Below are 23,934 nucleotides of genomic sequence, written 5' to 3'. Positions count from 1 at the left end.
GCCTTTTGAAATGTCAGCACCAACGTCTATACCAACTATTATGTATTACGGGGTGAAGCAGACCCTGCCGGCTGCCCGCCAGTATTTAAGCGAATGGAAGCAGAAAGCAGAGCAGATCCCGGATAATTTATACCGCCAGGCAGCGCTTGAAGCAATTGATGAAAAAACCTTTCATTACGAAGGTGGATCGCTCTATGCATTGATTGCCCCGGAGCATATCCGGGGCGAGTTACTGCGTTTTATTGTAGCCTATCAAAATATCAGCGATTATTTGGATAGTATCTGTGATATGAGCCAGGAGGAGGGCGTAACCTTTTATCGTGATATTCATGAAGCCTTGAAGCATGCCCTGGATCCCGGAGCCAGTCAGCAGGATTACCTTAAAAAGAAAAAAGGGGAAGGGGACGGCGGCTTTTTAGCAGAATTGGTTGAAACGTGCCAGTCTGCTCTGCAGAGCTTCCCGGGCCTTTCTGGTGCTCAGCCGTATATGGAGGAGCTGTCCATGTATTACAGGGAGATGCAGATATACAAGCATATTGATGTCAATGAGCGTGAAGCAAAGCTGATTGAGCTTTATGAGCACTTTAAAGACCGGATTCCGCCGATGGCCTGGTATGAATTTTGCGCTGCGTCCGGATCGACGCTCGGTATCTATGCACTGGCCGGGTACGCTGCCCGTTCGCCGCTTGCAGAGCTTCAGGCGAAATCGATTAAAGAAGCCCATTTTCCTTATGTACAGGGAATGCACATTCTGCTTGATTACTTTATTGACCAGGAGGAGGACGTGGAGCAGGGCTCTCTGAATTTCACCGAAAAATACGCCTCAGCCGGCCATATGATGTCCCGGCTGGAATTTTTCAAGTCCGAGGCCGACAAAAAAGTAGCCAAGCTGCCGGAGGCCGGGTTTCATAAACAGCTAAACAAAGGTCTTCTCTCCATTTATTTGTCCGATGAAAAAGTACAGGCAAATGAAACAATGAAGCAGCAGGCAAAGCATCTGCTCCGCTTTGGCGGCATCACCTCGCTTATTTACTATTGGAACTCATGGATGTACCGGAAAAAAATATAAACAAAGAACCGCCTCTTCCGAAAAAGAAAAGGCGGTTCTTCTTTACATATCAGCCGTATCAAGCGACGTCAGTTCTCCGGTCTCCGGAGAAATAACAAGGCCGTGCACTGGGGTTCCCGGTGGGAGAAGCGGATGATTTCTCATAACCTGGACCGATTGATGCACATTGTCCTCCACATCCGAAAAGCCGCGCAGCCATTCGTGCACGGAGACTCCCTCAGCATGCATCACTGCCTCTGCATCGGATGAAACTCCGCGGTCGTACGCTTTTTCAAGCACCTGGCCGGCCTGAAGACCAGTCATGCCGCATCCGTAATGGCCGACAATCAGGACCTCTTCTGCTTTTAATTCGTATAAGGCAACCAGAATACTGCGGGTAATACTATCATATGGATCCGTAATCATTGCCCCGGCGTTACGGATCAGCTTTGCATCCCCATTCTGGATGCCCATAGCTTTAGGGAGCAGTTCAATGAGCCGGGTATCCATACACGTTAAAACGACGATACGCTTATTTGGGAATTTATCCGTTTGAAAAGCTTCATATTCTTTGTTTTGAACAAACTGCTGATTGTGCTCTAAAATAGATTTCACCACTTCTGACATGATTCATCATCCCTTCGTAGATATATGTGAATAAGCTTGAACTAATTTGGATAAATAAGGAGTTTCTTCTGCTGTTTTTTCAAAGGTTAACACATAGGGGGGCGTCTTTTCCTGAAATTCCAGGCTGTACCGCAGCACCCGTACTTCGTCTTCCGAAAATTCAGCAGCAAGGTTCTCAACGGCTGTACGTTCTGCATTTCCTCCCGGGTGGCCGTGATAAATGACCACGATAACCGGAACGCCTGACGGGAACGTATGAAGATAAGAAAGAACCGCTGCAGTTGTAGAAGAAGCAGACGTCACAATCTGTTTATCGCTCCCCGGCAGATAACCGAGGTTAAAAACGGCTGCACGGATGCTAGTTTTTTCCTCATCAGTGAGCAGAGACGCTGCGTATTCATGACTGCAGTGATGCAGCGTGACGTATGGCTCCAGGCTTTTCTTTTGTAATCGTGCGTATGTAGCCTGGATGGCTTCGCTTTGAATGTCAAAGGCATGCACATGACCGGAAGGAGACACCGCCTCTGCCAGAAAGGCGGTATCCCCACCATTTCCACAAGTGGCATCAATTACAGTGTCCCCGGAACGGATATTTTGTGCAATCATCCAATGGGCGAAAGCCACGGCTTTCGGCAAAGTCATAAAGCTGCCGGGGCAGGCTGATAATATTTTCCCTGCCAGCTGTGTCTGCGAACCTGTTCTTTATGAATTTCATTTAGTACTTCAAACTTGTTCACGCTCCACATCGGTCCGATAAGAAGCTCTGTCGGCCCGTCACCGGTGATGCGGTGAATGAGCATATCAGGCGGCAGAATTTCGAGCTGATCCACGACAAGACTGACGTACTCATCCCGGCCGAGAAACTCCACCATCCCTTTTTCATACTGCTTGACCATCGGTGTCTTTTTCAGCAGGTGGAGCAGATGAATTTTAATACCCTGAACGTCCAGGTCAGCCACGGCCTGGGCTGTTTCCATCATCATTTGATGGTCCTCCTGTGGAAGGCCGTTAATAATATGGGAGCATACGCGGATGTTATGCTTGCGGAGCTTGTCGACGCCTTCTTTATAGCACTCAAAGTCGTGAGCCCGGTTGATTGTTTCAGCAGTCGTTTCATGCACTGTCTGCAGCCCGAGCTCGACCCACAGGTAGGTGCGTTCATTCAGCTCGGCCAGGTATTCGACTACATCGTCCGGGAGGCAGTCCGGGCGCGTCGCAATGGAAAGACCAACGACGTTATCCTGGGCGAGTACTGCTTCGTACATTTCCCGCAGTTCTTCAACAGGGGCGTAAGTATTGCTGAATGCCTGGAAATAACCAATGTATTTTCCGTTTTTCCATTTCTTGTGCATACGGTCTTTAATTTCATGAAACTGGGTCACCACATCGTCGGCACGGTTGCCGGCAAAATCCCCGGATCCTGCCGCAGAACAAAACGTGCAGCCGCCGTGAGCGACGTTTCCGTCACGGTTCGGGCAGTCAAATCCACCGTCGAGCGGTACTTTAAAGATTTTATGGCCGAATGATTCCTTTAAATTATGATTCCATGTATGATACCGCTTCTCTCCCCAGACAAGCGGCTGTTCGTTAGATAATTCCGAGCTCATGAAGAGCCTCTCCTTCCATCGTGCATAAAATATTCTTTCTTATTTTAGCATGTTTTGCCTGTATTCCCAAAGTGCAAAGGAAAAGAACCACGTAGAAAGGCTTGACAGCAGGGGGATAAATTCATAAAATATCAAGTATTGAATATCGGCGTACTTTGTTTATCGTTATGCACCCAGCAGACGCTTGACGAAAACGGGTGAGCGAAGCGTCAGAGTCGGAAACGCACTTGAGTGGCGTGTGCGCGTCCCGCCGTTTGTTTCGTGGAATTTAAGCCTCTCGTCCCTGCTTTCCAGCTGGGAGAGAGGCTTTTTTTACAGATAAAATCAGTACAGATGCTCCAACTATTTAAAGGAGGAACGACAATCATGGCATATCCCCACCAACAAATAGAACCTAAATGGCAGTCATACTGGGAGGAAAATGAAATCTTTTCCGTATCCAACGCAGATACCGGCGCCCCGAAATATTATGCACTGGATATGTTTCCTTATCCTTCCGGAGCCGGCCTGCACGTAGGCCACCCCGAAGGCTACACAGCAACAGACATCACCTCAAGAATGAAACGCATGCAGGGCTACGATGTGCTGCATCCGATGGGCTGGGACGCTTTTGGCCTTCCGGCGGAGCAATTTGCACTCGATACCGGGAAAAACCCGCGGGAATTCACCCAGGCAAACATTGCCAATTTCAAACGCCAAATTAAGGAACTGGGATTCTCCTATGACTGGGCGAGAGAAATTAACACGACAGACCCCGATTACTACAAATGGACTCAGTGGATTTTTACAAAGCTTTATGAACACGGTCTCGCGTACATTGACGAAGTGCCAGTCAACTGGTGCCCGGCGCTTGGAACAGTTCTCGCCAATGAAGAAGTGATCGATGGGAAAAGTGAGCGCGGCGGACATCCAGTGGAACGCCGGCCGATGAAGCAGTGGATGCTCAAGATTACAGCCTATGCTGATCGTCTGCTTGAAGACCTGGACGGCCTGGAGTGGCCGGACAGCATTAAAGAAATGCAGCGCAACTGGATCGGCCGTTCGGAAGGAGCGGAGCTGACTTTTCACGTTGAAGGGAAGGATCTTTCGTTTGATGTATTTACGACCCGTCCGGATACATTGTTCGGTGCAACCTACTGTGTGTTTGCCCCGGAGCATGAGTATGTAGAGGAAATTACTGCGCCGGAGCAGAAGGAAGCTGTAGAGAAGTACCAGCACGAGGCAGCTATGAAAAGTGATCTTGAACGCACTGAGCTGCAAAAGGAAAAATCCGGCGTATTTACAGGCTCCTACGCGATCAACCCGGTGAATGGTGAACAAATGCCGATCTGGATTGCTGATTACGTTCTCGCTACATACGGCAGTGGAGCGATTATGGCTGTGCCAGCGCACGATGAGCGGGACTACGAATTTGCGAAAACATTTGATCTTCCGATTGTGGAAGTAGTTGAAGGCGGAGACACATCCAAAGAAGCGTATACGGAGGACGGACCGCACGTAAGGTCCGAGTTTCTGAACGGTTTATATAAAGACGAAGCTATTGGAAAAATGCTCGAATGGCTTGAAGAAAAAGATATTGGCCGAAAAAAAACAACCTACCGTCTGCGTGACTGGCTCTTCAGCCGCCAACGGTACTGGGGAGAGCCGATTCCGGTTATTCACTGGGAGGACGGTTCGATGACGACGCTTCCGAAAGAAGAACTGCCGCTCGAGCTTCCGGAAATGGATGAGTTCCGTCCTTCAGGCACCGGCGAATCGCCGCTTGCCACCAATACGGAATGGCTGGAGGTCACTGACCCGGAAACAGGCATGAAGGGACGCCGGGAAACAAACACTATGCCGCAGTGGGCCGGCAGCTGCTGGTACTTCCTGCGTTTTGCTGATCCGGATAACGATGAAGAGCTTGCTTCCAAAGAAGCGCTTGAGAAATGGCTGCCGGTTGATTTATATATCGGCGGCGCGGAACACGCAGTGCTTCATCTGCTGTACGCACGGTTTTGGCACAAGTTTTTATATGATATCGGAGTAGTACCTACAAAAGAGCCGTTCCAGCGGCTGTACAACCAGGGAATGATTCTCGGGGAAAACAATGAAAAAATGAGTAAATCAAAAGGGAATGTCGTGAACCCGGATGAAATTATTCGTACCCACGGGGCAGATACGCTGCGGTTGTATGAAATGTTCATGGGCCCGCTTGACGCTTCAATTGCCTGGTCCAACAGCGGCCTGGACGGAGCGAGACGTTTCCTGGACCGGGTCTGGCGCTTAATTGTAACCGACGAAGGCTCTATCCGTCCGGAGATTCGGGAGGAGGAAGCATCGGAATCGTTTGCACGTACGTATCATCAGACGGTGAAAAAGGTCACCGAAGAATTCACTGAACTGCGGTTTAATACCGGTATCAGTCAGCTGATGGTCTTTGTCAACGAAGCGAACAAGCAGGAGACGCTGCCGAAACAGGAATTAAAAGGGTTTCTGCAGCTGTTGAGCGCTATCGCTCCTCACCTGTCCGAAGAGCTGTGGAGCCGTCTCGGGGAAGAGCGTTCGATTTCACGAAGCAGCTGGCCAGTACACGATGAGCAAATGCTTATTGAAGAGGAAGTTGAAATAATCATTCAGGTTAACGGGAAGCTCCGGGCAAAAGCAGTTGTCCCAAGAGATGCTGATGAGAAGGACCTTGAATCAACGGCCATGGAACAGGAAAAGATTGTGCAGGAGCTTGAAGGGAAGACAGTGCGAAAAGTCATTGCCATTCCAGGGAAGCTTGTAAACATTGTAGCTAATTAAAAAAAGCTGGCCGCATGAGCGGTCAGCTTTTTGAATAGGAAGGAGGCGTTTCGGATTGCGCAGTTAGCTGCTCGGATGCCGATTTTCCAGCGGTATAGCCGGTGGAGAAGGCACAGGTGATGTTAAAGCCGCCAGTGTAGCCGTGAATGTCTAAAATTTCCCCGCAGAAAAATAATCCGCTTTTCAGCCTGGATTCAAGCCGTTTTGGAAACACTTCTTTGATGGACACCCCGCCGCCGGTTACAAATGCTTCTTCGATGGAAAGCGTTCCATCTGCCGGAAAACGAAAATCGGTAAAAAAGAGAGCAAGGGCACGCAGTTTTTTATTCGCTGCCTCACCGATGATCATGGTGCTGGAAATGCCTGCTTCCTGCAGGAAAAACATCAGCAGTCGTTCCGTGGTAAGACCCTTCAGGGCATTTTTAACCGTTTTTGCTTCATGAGTTTTTTTCAGCGAGACAAGGCGCTGAAACATGGATTCATGATTTTCCTCGGGATATAGGGAAAGGCTGAGCTCTATCTGATCAGCTTTGTATTTTTTTAAGGCTTTCACCACATACTGGCTGCATCTCAGTCCGATTGGTCCGGAAACACCAAAATGGGTGAAAATCATGTCACCGGTATGGGTTTTAATAGCTTTGCCGCCCGGCCGGTAAACAGTAAGGGCAACGCCGGAAAGCGAAATTCCCTGAAGCGTGCGGTCCTGTATATAAGCGGCGGGAGAAGTAATAGGCACCTCCGTCGGATACAGCTCCGTAATTGTATGCCCGGCCGCCTCCGCCCAGGGATAGCCATCCCCAGTGGAACCGGTTTTGGGCACGGACTTGCCTCCGGAGGCAATAATAACACGGTCAGCCTGAAGGTAGGTGCCGTCCTCTAAATAAAGCCCCTGGACCTGGGTATCGCCGTAATCGATGGAAGCGACTTTGGTATTGGTTCGTGTCTGGACCCCGAGCCGTTCCATTTCGTCAAGCAGCGTATTTACGACAGTAATAGCTTTATCGTTAATAGGAAACATTCGGCCCATGTCTTCTTCCTTCAGGTCGATACCAAGATTTTCGAAAAAGCGGATAATATTTTCATTATCAAAGATGGAAAACGGGCTGTGCATAAATTTGCCGTTACCGGGAATGTGTTCGATCAGCTCTTTTCGTTCCATGCGGTTCGTGACGTTGCAGCGGCCGCCGCCGGAAATGGCGAGCTTTCTTCCAAGCTTGGATCCCTTATCTATTAATGTAACATCGGCGCCGTGCTCTGCGGCAGCAACCGAGGCCATTAATCCTGCAGGGCCGCCGCCGATAACAATGACGTTCGTCATTTATTCATTCTCTCCTTACGAGTGCGAAGCATAGCTCATGAAGATTAAAATGCTTCGTAATCGGTTATAATAGCTGTATTGTATCATAAGAGAAAATTTATTTTTACACAAGGATAAAGGAGGCGGCTCCAATGCTGCGAAAGCTTGAGCTATCTACAAATGAACATGCAGAGATGATAGATGTTACCGAGAAGATCCGTACGTATGTGAAGGAGGAGGGGCTCGACCACGGGGCGGTGATCGTCTATTCCCCGCATACGACGGCCGGAATTACTGTAAATGAAAACGCTGATCCAAACGTCCAGCGTGATATGCTCATGCGGCTCGATGAAGTGTATCCCTGGGAGCATGAAAAATACCGGCATGCCGAGGGAAACTCTGCTTCACACTTAAAAGCAAGTACGGTGGGGACGCAGCAGACGATCATTGTAGAGCAGGGAGAGCTCGTGCTGGGGACATGGCAGGGCATCTATTTTTGTGAATTTGACGGTCCTCGAAAGCGAACGTTTTATATTAAAGGATTAAGTGACGTATAATAAAAAGCACGCCCGTTTATCCAGAACGGGCGCTTTCTTTTGCCTCCGGTATTAATTTTCAGGTAAATGGACGCCAGAATGGAAAATAGTATGGTAAAATTCGCATAGAAAGCAAAAGACGATTACACGATGGAGCTGAACATAAGAATGTCTGATTCAAAATTTTTGCGGGGAACGCTTCTTTTAAGCATAGCGACGTTTATTTCAAAATTTTTAGGAATGATTTACATATTTCCTTTCGCAGCTATGGTTGGCCAGCAGGGGATCGCGCTTTATCAATACGGCTACCAGCCGTACACATTAATGCTTAGTGTAGCTACGCTTGGGATACCAATGGCTATGTCAAAGTTTGTATCCAAATATAATGCGATGGGGGATTTTGAAACAGGCCGAAGGTTGTTTAAGTCGGGTCTTTTTTTTATGACTCTGACCGGGATTGCCGCGTTCCTTATTTTATTTTTCGGTGCTCCGCTTATCGTAAATTTAATATCATTTGATTCAAGTGAAGCTTTTACGTCAGATGATATTGTATTTACGATCCGCATGGTCAGCTTTGCTTTAATGATAATTCCAACGATGGCAATCATGAGGGGGTTTTTTCAGGGCCACCAGTCGATGGGGCCGACAGCGGTTTCCCAGGTTATAGAGCAGGTGGTGCGTATCGTATTCATTTTGGCTATGGCTTTGTTTATTCTGTATGCTGTCGATGGAAATCTTGGAACAGCTATTGGCTTTGCCACCTTCGGTGCGTTTGTCGGTGGGCTGGCCAGCATGGCCGTACTGATTTTTTACTGGAAAAAAAGACAGCGCTTTTTGCAGCGGGAACAGGCTGGAAGCACGGTGTCGAGTGATCTTCCGTTAACAAGCATGTACAGTGAACTTATCCGGTACGCTCTGCCGTTGTCCCTCGTCGGACTGGCCATTCCACTGTTTCAGATGGTGGACATGTTCACCTTTACCCGGGCGTTGGAGCAGACCGGTGATTGGACGTCCGGGCAGATTCAGACCGCCTACGGAGCGTTCGCAGGGTCTTCACATAAGCTGATTCTCATACCGGTAGCAATAGCCACCGCAATGTCAATCACCCTTATCCCAACCATCACAAAATCCTTTACAGGCAATGACCAGGATCTGCTTCAGCGCCAGATTACGCAGACGTACCAGGTGATTTTGTTTTTATCGGTGCCTGCCGCGGTTGGACTGTCGCTGCTTGCAAGGCCGACATTTGGCGTACTGTTTGGAACAGAGTCACTGGAAATAGGCAGCTACGTGCTGCAGCATTATGCGTATGCGGCGATCGTTTTCTCCCTTTTCTCGGTGAGTGCAGCAGTGCTGCAGGGAATCAACCGCCAGAAATATGCCATTGCCTCCCTGCTGCTCGGTTTACTGGTGAAAATTATCAGTGCGTATGTACTTCTTTTGCTTCTTGGACCGGTCGGTGGAATTTACAGCACGATTATTGGATTTACATGTGGAGTAATATTTAACGCCTGGGCGATTGCGAAGTTTACCGGTTTTCATTTCGGAGGCGTCTCGCGCCGGGCAGGTACAGTAGTTCTGCTATCTGCAGTAATGGGCGTTGGCGTCTTAATTACAAGAAACGGCATGGAAGTTTTATTTGCAGGAAGCGGCTGGGTGGATTTATTTATGGTGGAAATCATCAGTGTTGTTGTCGGCGGTGTGCTGTTTATGGCCCTTGCCATGAAAAGCGGCCTGGCGGAAAAAGTACTTGGAAAACGCTTTTCGGCATAGATAAAACTGCTGCTTTCTAATCTTTTGTTCAGGCAGGTATGGTGATATAATTAATACACTTTATGGAAATGAGACAAACGCATCAAGCCGCCCAAAAACAGCGCGGCATTAGAGGTGAAACATGAAAACGTGGAGATATAAAGATTACGACTGGCTCTTGATCGGTGCGGTCGCGCTCTTAACACTGTTTGGCATCATTATGGTGTACAGCGCAAGCTTTCCGCTCGGAATGAGGGCTTATGATGATGCGGCCTTTTTTCTTAAGCGGCAGATAATGTTTTTTATTATAGGAGTAGGTGTGTTTGCTTTCATGATGCATGTGCCTTATGAAAAGTGGAAAAAAACAACGCCTTTATTGATAGGATTATCCATTTTTTTACTTATGCTCGTACTTGTAATAGGTAATGAAGTAAATGGGGCGAAAAGCTGGATCGGCTTTGGCCCGATAAACATTCAGCCCGCGGAATTTGTAAAATTGAGTTTGATTATTTATCTGGCTCAGGTTTATTCCCAGAAACAAAAGTATATTGACTCGTTTATGAAAGGGGTCATGCCTCCGCTTGTCGTTGTCGCTGTGCTGCTTGGATTTATTGTGATGCAGCCTGACGTCGGGACAGCCGCGGCCCTGATGATGACAACAATTGTAATTGTCTTTTTATCAGGAGCAAAGTTTCGGCATATGTTTATGCTCGGAGGAGTGGCTGCAGCTTTATTTGCTTATATTGCGCTGACAGAACCGTACCGCCTGGCCCGGCTGGTATCCTTTATGGACCCATTTGCGAATGCAGATGCTGTAGGCGGAGGGAGTTATCAGCTGATTCAGGGCTACATTGCGATTGCCCATGGCGGGCTGTTCGGTGTGGGACTGGGAGAGAGTGTGCAAAAAATGAATTATCTTCCCGAGGCGCACACAGACTTTATTATTCCTATCATTGCCGAAGAGCTCGGGATTTTCGGGGTTCTGCTTGTAGTAGGTCTGTTGGGTGTTATCGCCTGGCGGGGCATAAAAATCGGGCTTAATGCTAAAGGACAATTTGGCACTCTTCTCGCTTTTGGTATTGTTTTTCAGCTTCTCAGCCAGGCTGTTATTAATGCTGGAGCCGTAGCGGGCATGATGCCGATTACCGGCCTTCCATTTCCACTTCTGAGCTACGGAGGCTCCTCTTTGTTGATAACGCTGGCGATGCTTGGGCTTTTGGCAAACATCTCCAGAAATAACAACCGGCTTGCCCGGGTACAGAATCAGGGGATCAATAAACCAACTTCCGCATAATGTAAAGAGACGTTGTTAACAGCAACGTCTCTTTTTCAGACTGGAGGACGGGCACCTGCTTTGAGGTGTTAAAGGAAACTCATCGAAATGTATTGGAGGAACAAAAATGTTAGTAGTGGGAGCCGGGAGACTGGCGAAGCTTGTAGCAGTGAAAAGTGAGCCTTTATCTGTCTCTGTGATGTACCGGGGCGGGGAAAAGGCCTGGATGAGAGAAACAACAAAGCAGATTTCACGGGTGGATGAACTGGAGCTTCCCCGTTATCCCTATATATTTTTAGCACTGCCCCCGGATGGAATTAAAGATTTTATCTACTGGCACGGCCCGTATCTGGCTGAGGGAACTGTTATATATATCCCGGCAACGTCGCTTTACACAGAGCAGGTGGAAGTGCCTGCCCATGTACGTAAGGCCGCAGCCAAATTCGCAGGGCACGCTGAAAGAGCCACGGCCGGCAGTGAAGAAAATGTCTTTGTCGTTAACAGCTCCAGAAGCAGTGACCGAAAATATCTCCAAAGCTGTCTCGGGGATGCATTCACAGTCATAGAGGGAAGCGAGCAGGAGGTGGAAACGGCAAATAAGGCAGCGGTGGAAGAGACGCTGCGGATGATAGTGAATCTTGAAAAACGGCTGCAGGAGCAGAATGTATCACAAACAGTCCAAAAGGCTGTTCTCCGTCAGATTCCGGCCGGAGTTATTGAAGCTCACATGAACGGCTCGCACGGAGGATTTGCTGCAGGAATTCTCGAACAGATGGAAAGAGGTGATCGGCATGAGAATGGATAAATTACTGGCGGAACTAGGCTATGGGACCCGCAAGGAAGTAAAAAAAATGCTGAAAAAAGGGGGCGTTTTTGTCGACGGGGCGCCGGTGAACAACGGGGCGGTCCAGGTGGATCCTGAAGAGCAGCGGGTCAGCGTATTCGGTGAGGACATTCACTACACCGAATTTGTTTATTTTCTAATGCATAAGCCTGCAGGGGTCATCAGCGCCACAGAAGACAGCGTTCATGATACGGTTCTGGATATTCTGGAACAGGAAGACGCGGTAAGAGAACCTTTTCCAGTGGGCAGGCTTGATATTGACACCGAAGGATTGCTTCTGCTGACTAACGACGGCAAGCTTAACCATTTTCTTACGTCACCGAAGCATGGGGTGGTAAAAATATACCGGGCGGTACTCGAGCAGCCGATAGAAGAAAAGAATATTGAACATTTCAAAAAGGGTGTAAAGCTTGATGACGGCTATGTTTGTAAGCCTGCCGTTCTGCGAAGAGTGCCCGATACCCACCGGGAAGTGTATGTGGAAGTAACCGAAGGGAAATTTCACCAGGTGAAACGGATGTTTGAGGCAGTAGGCAATGAAGTCGTTTATTTAAAAAGAGAATCATTCGGACAGCTGTCGCTCGACGAGGATCTACTGCCGGGAGAGTACCGGGAGTTAAATGATGATGAAATTCAGCTGCTTCGGGACAGCGTCGGCGAAAAATCAGAGGGAGCGGGCAGTGATGAGCTGTAGACTGCTGAGTGCAGATCTGGGAACGACGTCTTTAAAAGTAATGGTCCTGGACTGCGGAGGCCAGGTGGAAGGCAGTGCATCAGAGCCTGTCCAAACATATACCGACGGAGGGAATTACGAACAGAAGCCCTCAGATTGGTGGCAGAGCTTTAGAAAAGCATGCAGTACTCTGAAGAGTAAGGGGATTAACCTGGACGTTGATGGAGTCGTGTGCACGGGACAGATGGAGAACTTTATCCCTTTTAAAGATGGAAGAGCAGAAACGGCGGTTCTTTATTCTGATACCAGAGGAAGCAGGGGACTAACAAAGAGGCATTTGCCTCCGGACGTTGTGACGGCGTTTACAGGAAACGACTGGAAAGCGACCACTCCTCTAATGAAGTGGCTGGCGGACGAAGCCCCAGAGCGGTGGGACCAGGTACTCTTTGGTTCTAAGGATTATTTAATTTACCATTTAACGGGATCATCAGTCTGCGATCCGGTAAACGGCACTGTGACAGGAATGATGAACATACATACAAGAGCTTGGGAAGAAAAGCTGTGGGAAGGAAGCGGAATTTCCCGAAGCCAGCTTCCCCTTCTTCTGGAGCCCGAAGAAACAGCAGGCTATGTATTAAAGGAAGCTGCCAGTCAGACGGGCATACCAGCTGGAACCCCTGTTTACTGCGGCCTCGGGGACGGAGGCGCGGTGACTCTTGCTGCCAGTGCTCATGCGGGTAATGACCAGGGCTACGCGTACGCAGGAACAACAGGCTGGACGGCGGTCCCTGCCGATACGCCGGCCGTAGCAGAAGAAGGCAGTGTATTTTATCTGGCTGCGCCTCAGCATGGCCGGTTTATTAAAATCATGCCTCTGCTTAACATGGGAAATGTTCATCAATGGGCGGTGCATACGTGGTGCGGAGGCAACTTCGAAGCCTTTGAAAAGCTGATGGCCGAACCGGTTTCTGTGCCCGGTCGGCTCTTGTTTATCCCGTATTTAAATGGTGAAAGAAATCCGGTAATTGATGAGAAAGCCAGGGGCGCATTTATCGGCATCGATGGTCAGGTGACGCAGATACATATGGCCAGGTCGGTGCTTGAAGGTCTGGCTTTTTCTTTAAAGCAGACCTTTGTTCAGGCCGGGATCACTTCCTCGACGCTCTTTCTTGTTGGCGGCGGCACTAAAAGCAGAGCTTTTTGCCAGACAGTGGCAGATGTTTTTCAGTGCAGGGTGCAGGTGAGTTCTGAACAGGAGCGTCTTGCTTCATTTGGAGCGGCTGCATGCGGCGTTAGAGCGATTCATACATGCTCGTGGGAGAAGGCAGCGAGGACTGTGCAGGGTATAGATAAAGAAGAAATTATTGTCGCCCCTGACGTATCGAAAAAAGAAGAATTAGAGCAGAAGGAGCGCCTTTTCACTGAAGCAGCCGGAAGAATGCGGGGGCTTTTTGATACGTGAAAAAGCGCCGGAAATTTAATTCCGGCGCCAGGCACAGATATAATCATTTCAGGAAGCTTTTACTTTTCGGGCAGTCGTCGTCCAGGCCCCTCTTGAAGGGCTGCTGACCAATTCATTGTATTCGAGCACGTTCAGGTCACGCTGAATAGTGCGCTGTGTAATTCCGAATTCGTCAACCAATTCCCCGGTGGTCACCGTTCCTCTCTTTTTAATATAGAGATAGATAGACTTAATACGGGTTATCATTCGGTCGGTGGACGTTCTCAAAAAACCACTCCTTAGCCAATGAATTTATGGCACTTGAAGACATGCCCGGGACTGCGCACGTAAGTAGGAATTATATTTGATGGCTTCGACTGTTTCTGCGTCAGCTGCTCTGTAAAACTTTCTGAAAAGAAACTCAGCAGCGGGTAAGATGAGAGTATTCAAAATATTTTGTAAGCGTCCCTGTAATTAATAGTTTATACTATTTATTTATATATCGCAAAATTTTTGTCAAAAAACTGCTCCATTCATCTGCGAATGAAAATAAAAAGCGAATGAAATGACAAATAATATGCAGGATTGTACGCTATTGATCTTCAAAAAGCAGAACGATCGAGAAAACCGCCTGCTTTATTTCACAGAAAGACAAATGTAAAAATTATGTAAAAAAAAGACACCTTTTTGTGTAAAGGCGCCTTGAGTAAAGATATTTTAGTCATCGAATCGGAAAAGGTCAGTGGATAAATACCGTTCGCCGGTATCGCAGGCAATGGCAACGACAACCTGATCCGGTGACATCTGTTTGGCTGTTTCCATGGCAGCAAAGCAGGCAGCACCTGAAGAGGGGCCGACCAAAATACCTTCCTGGCCGGCGAGAGCCCTTGTAGTTTTATAGGCATCTTCATCGGTAATTTTGTAAATGTGGTCATATATATCCTGATTCAAAATTGGCGGTATAAACCCTGGACTGGTGCCGACAAGCTTATGGGGCCCGGGCTTTCCGCCGGAAAGAACCGGAGAGCCAAATGGTTCCACGACGTGAATTTGAACGTCGGGGTACAGCTCTTTTAATTTTTCCCCGGTTCCTGTTACAGTGCCTCCCGTACCGGATGCGGCAATGAAGCCAGCCAGCGGTTTGCCGATTTCTTTCATCGCTTCTTCAATTTCAAGTGCTGTACTTTCCCGGTGGGCATCCGAGTTGGCTTCGTTTTCAAACTGCATAGGCATGAAGCTGTCAGCAATTGTCTCTACGAGCTCATGAGCACGGGCAATGGCCCCGGGCATTTTCTTATCACCCGGCGTGAGTTCTACTTCTGCCCCGTAAGCCTTCAACAGGTTAATTCTTTCCTGGGACATCGTGTCCGGCATAACCAGTATTGCCCGGTAGCCCCGCGCAGCGGCGTTCATAGCAAGGCCAATACCGGTATTTCCTGAAGTCGGTTCTATAATAGTAGTATTTTCGTTGATTTTTCCTTCTTCTTCGGCCTGCTTCAGCATATTTTTTGCGGCCCGGTCCTTCACGCTTCCGCTCGGGTTTTGAAATTCAAGCTTCAAGTATACGTCTGCTCCTCCGGTATCCGGAAGACGGTTTAATTTAACTAAAGGCGTATCGCCGACTAGTTCTGACATATTATTTGCTACACGCATGATTGTTACACATCCTTTTCCTATCATTCATTCGTATATTCTAACACATTTACAGCGCTTATTCGTTCATAACAGCTTTGATGCAAGGAAGGGAGAGAAATCAATGGATAATCATTATTTTCTTGGCCTGCCGGTTCCAGAGAAGGCGAGATCCGTATGGGGAAATTGGAGTTCCCAGGTAAAAAACGATCTGCCTTTTAAGCAGTGGGTACATCCCCAGGATTTTCACATTACGCTCCACTTTTTTGGACAGCTTTCCCCGGAAGAGGTGGGCACCATTGAAAAAAAGATGAATGAAGTGAAATTACCGTGCCAGCCCGGACTCAGTCTCAATGGCGTGGATTCCTTCGGTCCAAAAGGGCGGGAGAACGTTTTATATACAAGGGTAGAGGCAGAAGAGGGCCTGTTTTCTTTATATAAAGAATGGAAAACTCAATTGAATGGTATGGGAATGAAGACCGGACAGCGTCCGTATCGTCCTCATATGACCCTGGCCAAAAAGCGGATTAAAGAACTCGAATTCGCATGGCCGGCGGTGCCGCTTCCGGAAACTATATTTTTCGAGGCTGCTCACCTTCACCTTTATCGCATTCATCCAGGACGGAGTGTAAAATATGAAACAGTACATTGGGCGGAATTGACTTAGTAAAAGAGGGGACCATATGCGTTTAGTTAGAATTGTAATTCACATAGTAGTTTTATATGTATTTTACTGGATGGGCACCTGGGTCCAGGATGTGCTGCAGCTTCCGATCCCCGGAAGTATTATTGGCATGCTGCTTTTGCTTGCGGCTTTTGTTTTTACGGCAGCTACTCCAAAGTGGCTTCAGGATGGGTCCGGACTGCTGCTTGGGAATATGCCCCTGCTTTTTTTGCCGGTGACTGCCGGGCTGGTGGTGCATGGAGAGCTGTTTTCGCTGCTTGGAGCCGGACTGGTAGCCGCTGTGTTTATCAGTACGCTTCTTGTGATGGGAACAGGCTCGTGGGTGACACAGTATTTATTGAAAAAAGGAGAGAGGTCTCGTGAGTGAATGGTGGACAGCAGCAGCGGCCATTGCGGGAACGATAGCAGTGTACGCTGCTTCTAAAAGGACGTACCGGTGGTTTCCTGTTCCACTGATGCTTCCAATCGTTACCGGTACTATTGTTATCATATTGTTCTTATTGGTTTCTAGAATTCCGTACAGTGTCTACATGAACGGAGGCCAGTGGATAGAATCACTGCTTGGGCCGGCAGTAGTGGCGCTTGCCTGTCCGCTTTATCAACAAAGGCACCTGTTAAAAAGGTATCTGCTCCCAATTCTCAGCGGCATCGGGACAGGAGCAGTTATAGGTATTGTTTCCGGGCTTGTGTTTACAGCGGCAGCTGGCGCGTCAAAAGAATGGGTGGCAGCGGTACTGCCTAAGTCGGTCACGACACCGGTAGCAATGGATATCACAACGACACTCGGTGGTGATGCACCTTTAGCGGCAATGTTTGTTATGGTAGCGGGCATTGGCGGGGTAGTTGTTCACGCGAGGGTGATGGAGGTAATTGGCGTGACGGACCCGGTCGCTAAAGGAATAGGTATGGGCAGTGCCGCTCATGCAATAGGAACAGCCAAGTCGCTTGAAAACAGTGAAACAGAAGGAGCTGTCAGTTCGGTAGCCATGACAGTCAGCGCTGTTATTGTTGCCTTTTTGGCTCCATTGGCAGGTAATTTATTCCTTTAACGTGAATAATACTCAGACGATGACGATATTATAATAAAAGCGGAGTTCCGCAGTTTTTTTGCGCAAATGCCGTGAAAATGCTGCGACGGGGAGAAGGGAGAGTTGAATGGCTCAATTAATAAAAATGAAAGATTACGCTTCGCGTTATGAACATCATTTTCTACATCAAAATGCGGAATTTTTATCAGCGAAGCAGGCATACTGGAAGCGAATGAAAACAGATTGGATGATCGCAAACAAATCGGCCCCAAAGGCACCGGAGGAGGATCCGCTGGAGAAAAACAACCGAATGGGAAAAGCAGTGAACCGCTTAAAGTGGTGGAAGCATGAAAATGAAGAAGAGGTGGAAATAAACGAGAAGGATGCCTATTTGTTTTTTAAAGGAAAAACGCTCGAGGAACTGAAGGATATTTTTTACGATAACTGGTTTTTGATCCAATTGGAATGGGCTTCCTCCACCATTTCCGAAATTTCGATGATGGATCCGAAATTGAAATATGACTATCGCCTGCGCACCCTGCTCCGGGAGCTCCCCGATACGTATTTTGTTATGTATTATCCAGTATTCCATACAAAGCAGACCACCATGGAGGGCGCTATTACAATCATCGGTCCTGTCGGAATAGACGTTATACACATTTTAGAAGGCACAATGTATAGTGTATTTGAGCCGGCAGACAGCAGATTCTGGAAGGAGTATGTGAACCAGAACCAGCATACCTTTGTCAGCCCGGTGCTTGCCTTGAAAAGAACAATGAATGTAGTGGAAGCCGTATTAAAACAAGCGGGGACCACCTTCCCCGCTCAGGCGACGGTTGTTTCTCCCGCTTCGATCATTGATAATCGTGAAATTTTATATGCTCATACAGCAGACAAACGTGAGTACAAACGATGGATGGAAAAGCGCATCACCAATCCATCTCCGGTGAAAAACCGGCAGCTGTTTTCTGCTGAAGCGCTGATGGAGCAGACTGCGACCGTTTCTGTACTCCGGAGCGAAATCTACTCTCCGGGCGAGTATGACGAATAAGAAGGGGCTATCGAAAAACAATCGTTTTATTGTCATCGACAATAACGCGGTCTTCTGCATGCCAGGTAACGGCTCTTGCCAGCGCAATTTTTTCAGCATTGCGCCCGGTAATTTTTAAATCGTTGGCATTGTACTGGTGATTAACCCGAAGTACGTCCTGTTCAATAATCGGCCCTTCATCCAGATCGTTGGTCACGTAATGGGCAGTAGCCCCTATTAGCTTTACGCCACGCTCGAAAGCCTGCCTGTAAGGATTCGCTCCGATAAAGGCGGGAAGAAATGAGTGATGAATATTAATTATTTTTGCCGGGTAGTGAGCGACAAAATCCGGCGACAGTATTTGCATGTAACGGGCCAGGACAAGGAAATCAATCGGATACTTCTCAAGTGTACGTAGTATTTTATTTTCTGCTTCGGGCTTAGCGTTTTTCTCTATGGGAATGTGATAAAAAGGAATTTCATAGCTTTCGACCACATTTTTCAGCGTCGTATGGTTACTGATAACGCAGCTGATGTGAATAGGAAGTTCTCCGGAACGCCATCTCCACAATAATTCTGTTAAACAGTGGTCTTCTTTGGAGATGAAAATCGCAACACTTTTTTTGCGGTCTTCGCGCTCTAAAGACCATTCCATGCCAAAATGTTCAGCGATAGGAAGAAACTCTTCTTTTACCTGGTAAAATTTGTCCGGATACGGAGAAATGGAGAAGACGATTCTCATAAAAAAACGTCCGCCCTCTGGATCATTTGTATGCTGGGCAGAATGAATAATATTAGCACCATGCTGGTGCAGGAAATCAGATATAGCGGCTACAATCCCCGGCTGGTCCGGGCAGGTAATCAGCAGCCGGCCATTACCGAATGAGCGGTCTGACATAGTAACGTCCTCCTTCAGATAAGCAGTTGTCATGTAATAATGAACGGAATTACTATACCACTCTGAATGATGGAAAAAAAGGGGAAGTTACGAAGCGGGATTAAATAGAAGATATTCGGAAGAAGAGCATCTGAGAGGTCGGTCACAAGTATTTTGGTCGATTGACTTATAAATTCAATGTTTGCTATTATTAAGAACGATTCGCTGTAAAATTAAAAACGTAAACAGAAACACTTTTACCCGCACGAGAAGTAGAGGAGATCATTTCATAGAGGGTATTTTATACATACAATTAAATAAAATAAGACAAGCATGGGAATAAAATATTGTTAAAAAGGATCGGCTATGAAATATTCAGACCACTATGATAGATCGAAGGTGAAAGTATTGGAACTGCTGATGGGAGACGGATGGACGATTGAACCAGCCGGTGGCTCTTCAGGAGAAGCGTACCTCGCGCGTGCCGGGGAACAAGTGTTATTTCTGAAAAGAAATTCTTCTCCATTTCTTGCTGTGCTTTCGGCAGAAGGAATAGTGCCTAAACTGCTTTGGACAAAGCGCCAGGCTAACGGTGACGTAATTACCGCTCAGCGCTGGGTTGACGGCCGCGAATTAACAGGCGGCGATATGGATAATACACGTGTGGCTCAGCTGCTATCCAAAATTCATTCGTCGAGCGAACTGCTGGATATGTTTAAGAGAATAGGAAACCATGCCCGCACGCCGGAAGCGACAATCGCTGTATTAAGAGAGCAGCAGGAGCAGCTTCCGTATATTACAACTTCAATGGCAGCGGCTCTCGAAGAACTTGCAGGGACATCGGGTGAAGTCCAGCCTCCCCGTCTCGTGGTCTGTCACGGTGATATGAACCATAATAATTGGATGTTTGATGCCAACGGAGATTTGTATTTAGTGGACTGGGACAATGCCACCGTCAGCGACCCGGCGCTCGACCTGGCCCTTATCCTGTATGAATACATTCCAAAAGAGGAATGGGACGACTGGCTTCAGGGATACGGTCTTCCTTTAACCCCCCATTTACAAAGGCGGATGCGCTGGCAGATTATCAGCCACCTGCTTGACCACGCCCAGCAGGCAATACTTACGAACCGGATAAAAGAAGCAGAGTTTTATAAAGAACAGCTTGAAGCTGTGTTGGACCGGGACTCATTGCAAATATAAAAATCCGCTGGAACGTCACTGCGTTTTCAGCGGATTTTATATGTTAAATATATAGTTATTATATGAAGAAAGAGGGAAAAGTACGATGAGACTCCGTCATAAGCCGTGGGCTCACGAGTTTTTACAGGAACACCCGGAACTGGTGGTCACAACAGCGGAACAGGTGAATAAAGACTGGCAAAAAAGATTTGGAAACGAGCAGCCTATTCATTTAGAAGTAGGTACGGGCAAAGGGAAATACTTAAGCGACAACAGTATCAAGCATCCGGAGATTAATTTTATCGGGATGGAAATGTATGAAAGTGTTCTTGCAACAGGGGTGCAGCGTGCTTTATTCAAGCAGCCGGCGAATCTTGCGTTCATTCACGGGGATGTTCGCCATGTAATGGATTACTTTGAGCCTTCCTCGGTGGCAGCTATTTATATTAACTTTACCGACCCCTGGCCGAAAAAGCGCCATGAAAAACGGCGGCTGACTCACCCTGATTTTCTGGAGCTGTATAAGCAGATCCTGGTGCCCGGGGGCACAGTCCAGATGAAAACTGACAATCAGGGGCTGTTTGAATACTCCCTTTCTTCTCTTTCCACCTTTGGTTTTGCCCTGAGGAAAGTGCGTCTTAACCTCCATGAAAGTGAAGAAGCCGAAGGAAACGTGATGACAGAATATGAAGAGAAGTTTTACGCGAAGGGAGAGCCTATTTACTTTACAGAAGCGGTGAGACCGTAATGTGTTCGATAGGCGCTTTCTTTTATGAAAAGGAGGCACTGCTGTCATGAATCAGTTAACCATAGGTAATTATACAATTACATGGCTTGAAGGCGGAGTAACCAACATGGATGGGGGCGCCGTGTTCGGGGTGGTGCCAAAACCCCTGTGGTCCAAAAAGTACCCGGTGAATGATAACAATCAGGTGCCGATGCCTACCGACCCGCTGCTTATTCAGGGAGAGGGCAGAAACATACTGGTCGACGCAGGCCTTGGCAACGGCCGGCTCAGCAAAAAGCAGCAGCGTAACTACGGCGTAACGGAAGAATCAAATGTCGAGCAGAGCCTGAGAAGAATGAATCTTTACGCCTCGGATATTGACGCTGTACTGATGACGCATATGCATTTTGACCATGCCTCGGGGCTTGCCCGGGAAGAACAGGGGCAGAGCGTTCCGGTATTTCGAAATGCGGTCATTCATGTCTCGGAAACGGAATGGGAGGAAATGAAAAATCCAAACATCCGTTCAGAGAACACGTATTGGGAAAAAAACTGGAAGCCGGTGGCCCACCAGGTGGAGACGTTTGAGTCAGAGCTGCAGCTTACCGAAAATATAAGGATGGTTCATACAGGCGGACACAGCGCCGGAACGAGCATTATCCTGATTGAAGATGAAAGCAGCACGCTGATTCACATGGCTGACAATATGCCCACGCATGCCCATCAGAATGTTCTCTGGGTGACAGCTTATGATGACTATCCGATGGACTCCGTGTACATGAAAGAGCACTACATGAACTGGGGCTGTCAGCGCCAGGCATGGTTTACGTTCTACCACGATGAACTGTACCGCGCTTTAAAGTTTAATCCATCGGGAGAGGTAATCGAAGCAGTGACCCGGGAAAAGCTGAATGGAAGCGGATAACATTTGTAAACCTTCAAGCACGTCTCTGAAAAAAGAGGCGTGCTTTTTTCGTTTGAAAATATGTGAAGGTTTCAAAGGGTGAAAATGTCATTTTCAATCAAAAAACAAAAATAATTGATTGTTTTTGAATAAAATTGATTGATTATGATTAAGTAAGCGTGTACAATGAAGTTAATCAAACAAGCAGACGCAGAAAACGATCACAGCTTTCGCAGATGCCTGTTGCTTATACGGCGGAGCCGGAAGGGAGAGAGAAGAGGATGCTTCACACGGAGCGCAGGGAAACAATCATCGAGATTTTAAAAACTAAAGATACTGCCTCCATTCATGAACTGGTGGAATTAACAGGTGCTTCAGAAGCAACGGTTCGAAGAGATTTATCCAAACTGGAATCTGATGAGCAGATTAAACGTATCCACGGAGGAGCTTCTCTCTCAAGGCACCGCCGGAATGAACCAACTATCGCAGAAAAGAGCAGCGTAAACCAATGGGAAAAGAAAAAGATTGCAGAAGCTGCAGCATCCCTGCTTGAACCTGGAGAATGCCTTTTTTTAGACGCCGGAACGACGACCCTGGAGATGATTCCTTATTTGGCGGACCGGGATCTTGTCGTAGTGACCAATGGCATCCCCCATGTACCGCTTTTGCTTGAAAGAGGCATTGAAACGTATGTCATCGGAGGTAAAGGCAAGCAGGGAACAGGGGCACTGGTAGGAATTAAAGCTATAGAGGCATTGAGGGAATTTTGTTTTGATGCCTGCTTTCTCGGCATTAACGGCGTTCATCCCGTTCACGGGTATACAACCCCGGATCCGGATGAAGCAGTGGTTAAGCGGACAGCGCTCGACCTTGCGGAAAGGAGCTATGTGCTGGCGGATCATTCGAAGGTTGGTTCTATCACGTTTGCAAACATTGGTGAACTCGCTTTAGCGGAAGTTATTACGTCGGACAGACTGCGGGACGATGAACGGACAAACTTGAAGAAATACACAGATGTGAAGGTCGTGAGTACATGATATACACAGTAACGCTGAACCCGGCGATCGATTATGTAATAGAGCTGGAAGAGTTCATTCCAGGGAGCATCCACCGTTCGAAAAATGATTTGAAATATCCAGGCGGCAAAGGTATTAACGTCTCAAGAGTGCTGCAAAGACTTGGACAGCAGTCCACTGCGCTCGGTTTTGTAGGCGGTTTTACCGGTCGGTATATTGAAGAAAGCCTGGAAAAAGAAAAGATCCAAACGGATTTTGTACAGGTGGAAGAGGACACAAGAATTAACGTGAAAATCCGAGGCGGTCAGGAGTCAGAAATTAATGGCGCTTCCCCGGGTGTCACACAAGAGGATGTGGAAGCGCTATACCAGAAGCTGGATGTGCTTACGGAGGAAGACGAATTAATACTCGCGGGAAGCGTTCCTTCTTCTCTTCCTCACACCATTTATCTGGATATGATGGAACGGGTGAAAAACAAAGGAGTCCGGGTATACTTGGACACGAGCGGAGAAGCGCTCGGCGAGGCGTTGAAAGGCCGGCCTTATTTCGTTAAGCCGAATCATCTTGAACTGGCAGAATTGTACGAAGTTGAAGTAAACAGCGTGGAAGATGCTGCGGTGTATGGCCGAAAGCTTCTGGAGGATTTTGATATTGAGCATGTCGTTATATCGATGGCAGGAGAAGGTGCTGTATATATTAATAAATCCCAGACTCTCCATGCTTCCGTGCCAAAACAGAAAGCCGTGAACTCCGTTGGGGCAGGAGACTCCCTGGTGGCTGGCTTCGCTGCCGGAATCACGGAACGTCTAACTCCGGATCAGGTGCTTAACAAAGCAGTAGCCTCCGGAAGTGCTACAGCGTTTTCTGAAACATTCTGTACGAAAGAAGAAGTAGAAGAACTAAGTCAAAAAATAACGATTCGTTCGCTGGAGAGCGAAGAAACTAATCAAGCTTAGAGGGGTGAGCAG

Annotated in this window: 24 protein-coding genes; 17 read left to right on the top strand and 7 right to left on the bottom strand. The window is 47.8% G+C overall.

What is annotated here, in order from left to right; all coding sequences use genetic code 11:
• Window positions 1-10 precede the first annotated feature (10 nt).
• On the top strand, window positions 11-1,069 hold the full coding sequence (locus ACTRXG_RS13805) for a tetraprenyl-beta-curcumene synthase family protein (protein ID WP_474281565.1): 1,059 nt from the start codon (window positions 11-13) through the stop codon (window positions 1,067-1,069).
• A 42-nt stretch (window positions 1,070-1,111) separates the two neighbouring features.
• On the opposite strand, the gene ACTRXG_RS13800 is transcribed toward ACTRXG_RS13805, so the two are convergent.
• Genes ACTRXG_RS13800 through mnmL form a run of 3 tightly spaced genes read right to left on the bottom strand, consistent with a single transcriptional unit; the run spans window position 1,112 to window position 3,282 of the window.
• Window positions 1,112-1,675 (bottom strand): beta-class carbonic anhydrase, encoded by a 564-nt coding sequence (locus tag ACTRXG_RS13800; protein ID WP_091616611.1) that lies wholly within the window; start codon window positions 1,673-1,675, stop codon window positions 1,112-1,114.
• Window positions 1,676-1,681: 6 nt separating this feature from the next.
• Complete coding sequence (gene mnmM, locus ACTRXG_RS13795; protein WP_474285507.1) at window positions 1,682-2,317, bottom strand: tRNA 5-(aminomethyl)-2-thiouridylate-methyltransferase MnmM; 636 nt, start codon at window positions 2,315-2,317, stop codon at window positions 1,682-1,684.
• Complete coding sequence (gene mnmL / locus ACTRXG_RS13790) at window positions 2,314-3,282, bottom strand: tRNA modification radical SAM protein MnmL/YtqA (protein WP_474285506.1); 969 nt, start codon at window positions 3,280-3,282, stop codon at window positions 2,314-2,316. The genes mnmM and mnmL overlap by 4 nt, the downstream gene beginning before the upstream one ends.
• A 366-nt stretch (window positions 3,283-3,648) precedes the next feature.
• Between mnmL and leuS the strand changes: the two genes are divergently transcribed.
• A complete protein-coding gene (gene leuS / locus ACTRXG_RS13785) occupies window positions 3,649-6,069 on the top strand; it encodes a leucine--tRNA ligase (RefSeq protein WP_474285505.1) in 2,421 nt (806 codons plus the stop codon).
• Window positions 6,070-6,091: 22 nt separating this feature from the next.
• On the opposite strand, the gene ACTRXG_RS13780 is transcribed toward leuS, so the two are convergent.
• Window positions 6,092-7,387 (bottom strand): BaiN/RdsA family NAD(P)/FAD-dependent oxidoreductase, encoded by a 1,296-nt coding sequence (locus ACTRXG_RS13780; RefSeq protein WP_474281571.1) that lies wholly within the window; start codon window positions 7,385-7,387, stop codon window positions 6,092-6,094.
• A 131-nt stretch (window positions 7,388-7,518) separates the two neighbouring features.
• On the opposite strand from ACTRXG_RS13780, the gene ACTRXG_RS13775 reads away from it, so the two are divergent.
• From ACTRXG_RS13775 to ACTRXG_RS13750, 6 genes are all read left to right on the top strand, one after another.
• Entirely contained in the window at window positions 7,519-7,923 is a 405-nt protein-coding gene (locus ACTRXG_RS13775) for a secondary thiamine-phosphate synthase enzyme YjbQ (RefSeq protein ID WP_474262940.1), read from the top strand.
• A gap of 147 nt (window positions 7,924-8,070) precedes the next feature.
• On the top strand, window positions 8,071-9,675 hold the full coding sequence (locus tag ACTRXG_RS13770) for a putative polysaccharide biosynthesis protein (protein ID WP_474262942.1): 1,605 nt from the start codon (window positions 8,071-8,073) through the stop codon (window positions 9,673-9,675).
• A gap of 121 nt (window positions 9,676-9,796) precedes the next feature.
• Window positions 9,797-10,948: a putative lipid II flippase FtsW gene (gene ftsW / locus ACTRXG_RS13765; protein ID WP_474262944.1), complete on the top strand. Its 1,152-nt coding sequence runs from the start codon at window positions 9,797-9,799 to the stop codon at window positions 10,946-10,948.
• 106 nt (window positions 10,949-11,054) lie between these two features.
• On the top strand, window positions 11,055-11,732 hold the full coding sequence (locus ACTRXG_RS13760; RefSeq protein ID WP_474285503.1) for a hypothetical protein: 678 nt from the start codon (window positions 11,055-11,057) through the stop codon (window positions 11,730-11,732).
• Complete coding sequence (locus ACTRXG_RS13755; RefSeq protein ID WP_474262948.1) at window positions 11,719-12,465, top strand: pseudouridine synthase; 747 nt, start codon at window positions 11,719-11,721, stop codon at window positions 12,463-12,465. Before ACTRXG_RS13760 ends, ACTRXG_RS13755 begins: the two co-directional genes overlap by 14 nt.
• Complete coding sequence (locus ACTRXG_RS13750) at window positions 12,455-13,906, top strand: xylulokinase (protein ID WP_474285502.1); 1,452 nt, start codon at window positions 12,455-12,457, stop codon at window positions 13,904-13,906. Before ACTRXG_RS13755 ends, ACTRXG_RS13750 begins: the two co-directional genes overlap by 11 nt.
• Before the next feature lie 48 nt (window positions 13,907-13,954).
• Here the strand turns inward: ACTRXG_RS13750 and ACTRXG_RS13745 are convergent, their stop codons facing one another.
• The gene (locus ACTRXG_RS13745) at window positions 13,955-14,173 is read right to left on the bottom strand and encodes a DeoR family transcriptional regulator (RefSeq protein ID WP_091616630.1); all 219 of its coding nucleotides are present in this window, start codon (window positions 14,171-14,173) and stop codon (window positions 13,955-13,957) included.
• 429 nt (window positions 14,174-14,602) lie between these two features.
• Window positions 14,603-15,538, bottom strand: a complete 936-nt coding sequence (gene cysK / locus ACTRXG_RS13740; RefSeq protein WP_474285501.1) for a cysteine synthase A — start codon at window positions 15,536-15,538, stop codon at window positions 14,603-14,605.
• 103 nt (window positions 15,539-15,641) lie between these two features.
• Between cysK and thpR the strand changes: the two genes are divergently transcribed.
• The 4 genes from thpR to ACTRXG_RS13720 all read left to right on the top strand — a co-directional run bounded on the left by thpR (window position 15,642) and on the right by ACTRXG_RS13720 (window position 18,281).
• Window positions 15,642-16,184, top strand: coding sequence for an RNA 2',3'-cyclic phosphodiesterase (thpR, locus tag ACTRXG_RS13735; protein WP_474262954.1), 543 nt, complete (start codon window positions 15,642-15,644; stop codon window positions 16,182-16,184).
• Between the two features lie 16 nt (window positions 16,185-16,200).
• Window positions 16,201-16,569 carry a CidA/LrgA family protein gene (locus tag ACTRXG_RS13730; RefSeq protein WP_474285499.1) on the top strand — a complete coding sequence of 123 codons (369 nt, stop codon included), beginning with the start codon at window positions 16,201-16,203 and terminating at the stop codon, window positions 16,567-16,569.
• Window positions 16,562-17,251, top strand: a complete 690-nt coding sequence (locus ACTRXG_RS13725) for an LrgB family protein (RefSeq protein ID WP_474285498.1) — start codon at window positions 16,562-16,564, stop codon at window positions 17,249-17,251. The genes ACTRXG_RS13730 and ACTRXG_RS13725 overlap by 8 nt, the downstream gene beginning before the upstream one ends.
• 106 nt (window positions 17,252-17,357) lie before the next feature.
• Window positions 17,358-18,281 (top strand): hypothetical protein, encoded by a 924-nt coding sequence (locus ACTRXG_RS13720; protein WP_474285496.1) that lies wholly within the window; start codon window positions 17,358-17,360, stop codon window positions 18,279-18,281.
• Between the two features lie 7 nt (window positions 18,282-18,288).
• Here the strand turns inward: ACTRXG_RS13720 and purU are convergent, their stop codons facing one another.
• A complete protein-coding gene (gene purU, locus ACTRXG_RS13715) occupies window positions 18,289-19,158 on the bottom strand; it encodes a formyltetrahydrofolate deformylase (RefSeq protein WP_474285495.1) in 870 nt (289 codons plus the stop codon).
• 345 nt (window positions 19,159-19,503) lie between these two features.
• Here purU and ACTRXG_RS13710 point away from each other — a divergent pair, with 345 nt between their 5' ends.
• The 5 genes from ACTRXG_RS13710 (at window position 19,504) to pfkB (ending at window position 23,922) form a co-directional block, all read left to right on the top strand.
• Window positions 19,504-20,340 (top strand): phosphotransferase, encoded by an 837-nt coding sequence (locus tag ACTRXG_RS13710; protein WP_474262962.1) that lies wholly within the window; start codon window positions 19,504-19,506, stop codon window positions 20,338-20,340.
• Between the two features lie 85 nt (window positions 20,341-20,425).
• Window positions 20,426-21,067 carry a tRNA (guanosine(46)-N7)-methyltransferase TrmB gene (trmB, locus tag ACTRXG_RS13705; protein ID WP_474285493.1) on the top strand — a complete coding sequence of 214 codons (642 nt, stop codon included), beginning with the start codon at window positions 20,426-20,428 and terminating at the stop codon, window positions 21,065-21,067.
• A 46-nt stretch (window positions 21,068-21,113) separates the two neighbouring features.
• The gene (locus tag ACTRXG_RS13700; RefSeq protein WP_474285492.1) at window positions 21,114-21,971 is read left to right on the top strand and encodes a YtnP family quorum-quenching lactonase; all 858 of its coding nucleotides are present in this window, start codon (window positions 21,114-21,116) and stop codon (window positions 21,969-21,971) included.
• A gap of 260 nt (window positions 21,972-22,231) precedes the next feature.
• The gene (locus ACTRXG_RS13695) at window positions 22,232-22,987 is read left to right on the top strand and encodes a DeoR/GlpR family DNA-binding transcription regulator (RefSeq protein WP_474285491.1); all 756 of its coding nucleotides are present in this window, start codon (window positions 22,232-22,234) and stop codon (window positions 22,985-22,987) included.
• Window positions 22,984-23,922, top strand: a complete 939-nt coding sequence (pfkB, locus tag ACTRXG_RS13690) for a 1-phosphofructokinase (RefSeq protein ID WP_474285489.1) — start codon at window positions 22,984-22,986, stop codon at window positions 23,920-23,922. Before ACTRXG_RS13695 ends, pfkB begins: the two co-directional genes overlap by 4 nt.
• The last annotated feature ends 12 nt before the right edge of the window (window positions 23,923-23,934 follow it).

Source organism: Marinococcus sp. LNSP9103-4 (genome assembly GCF_056034345.1).
The sequence above is the reverse complement of the archived record's forward strand: the minus strand, read 5'-3'. Positions and strand labels throughout refer to the sequence as shown.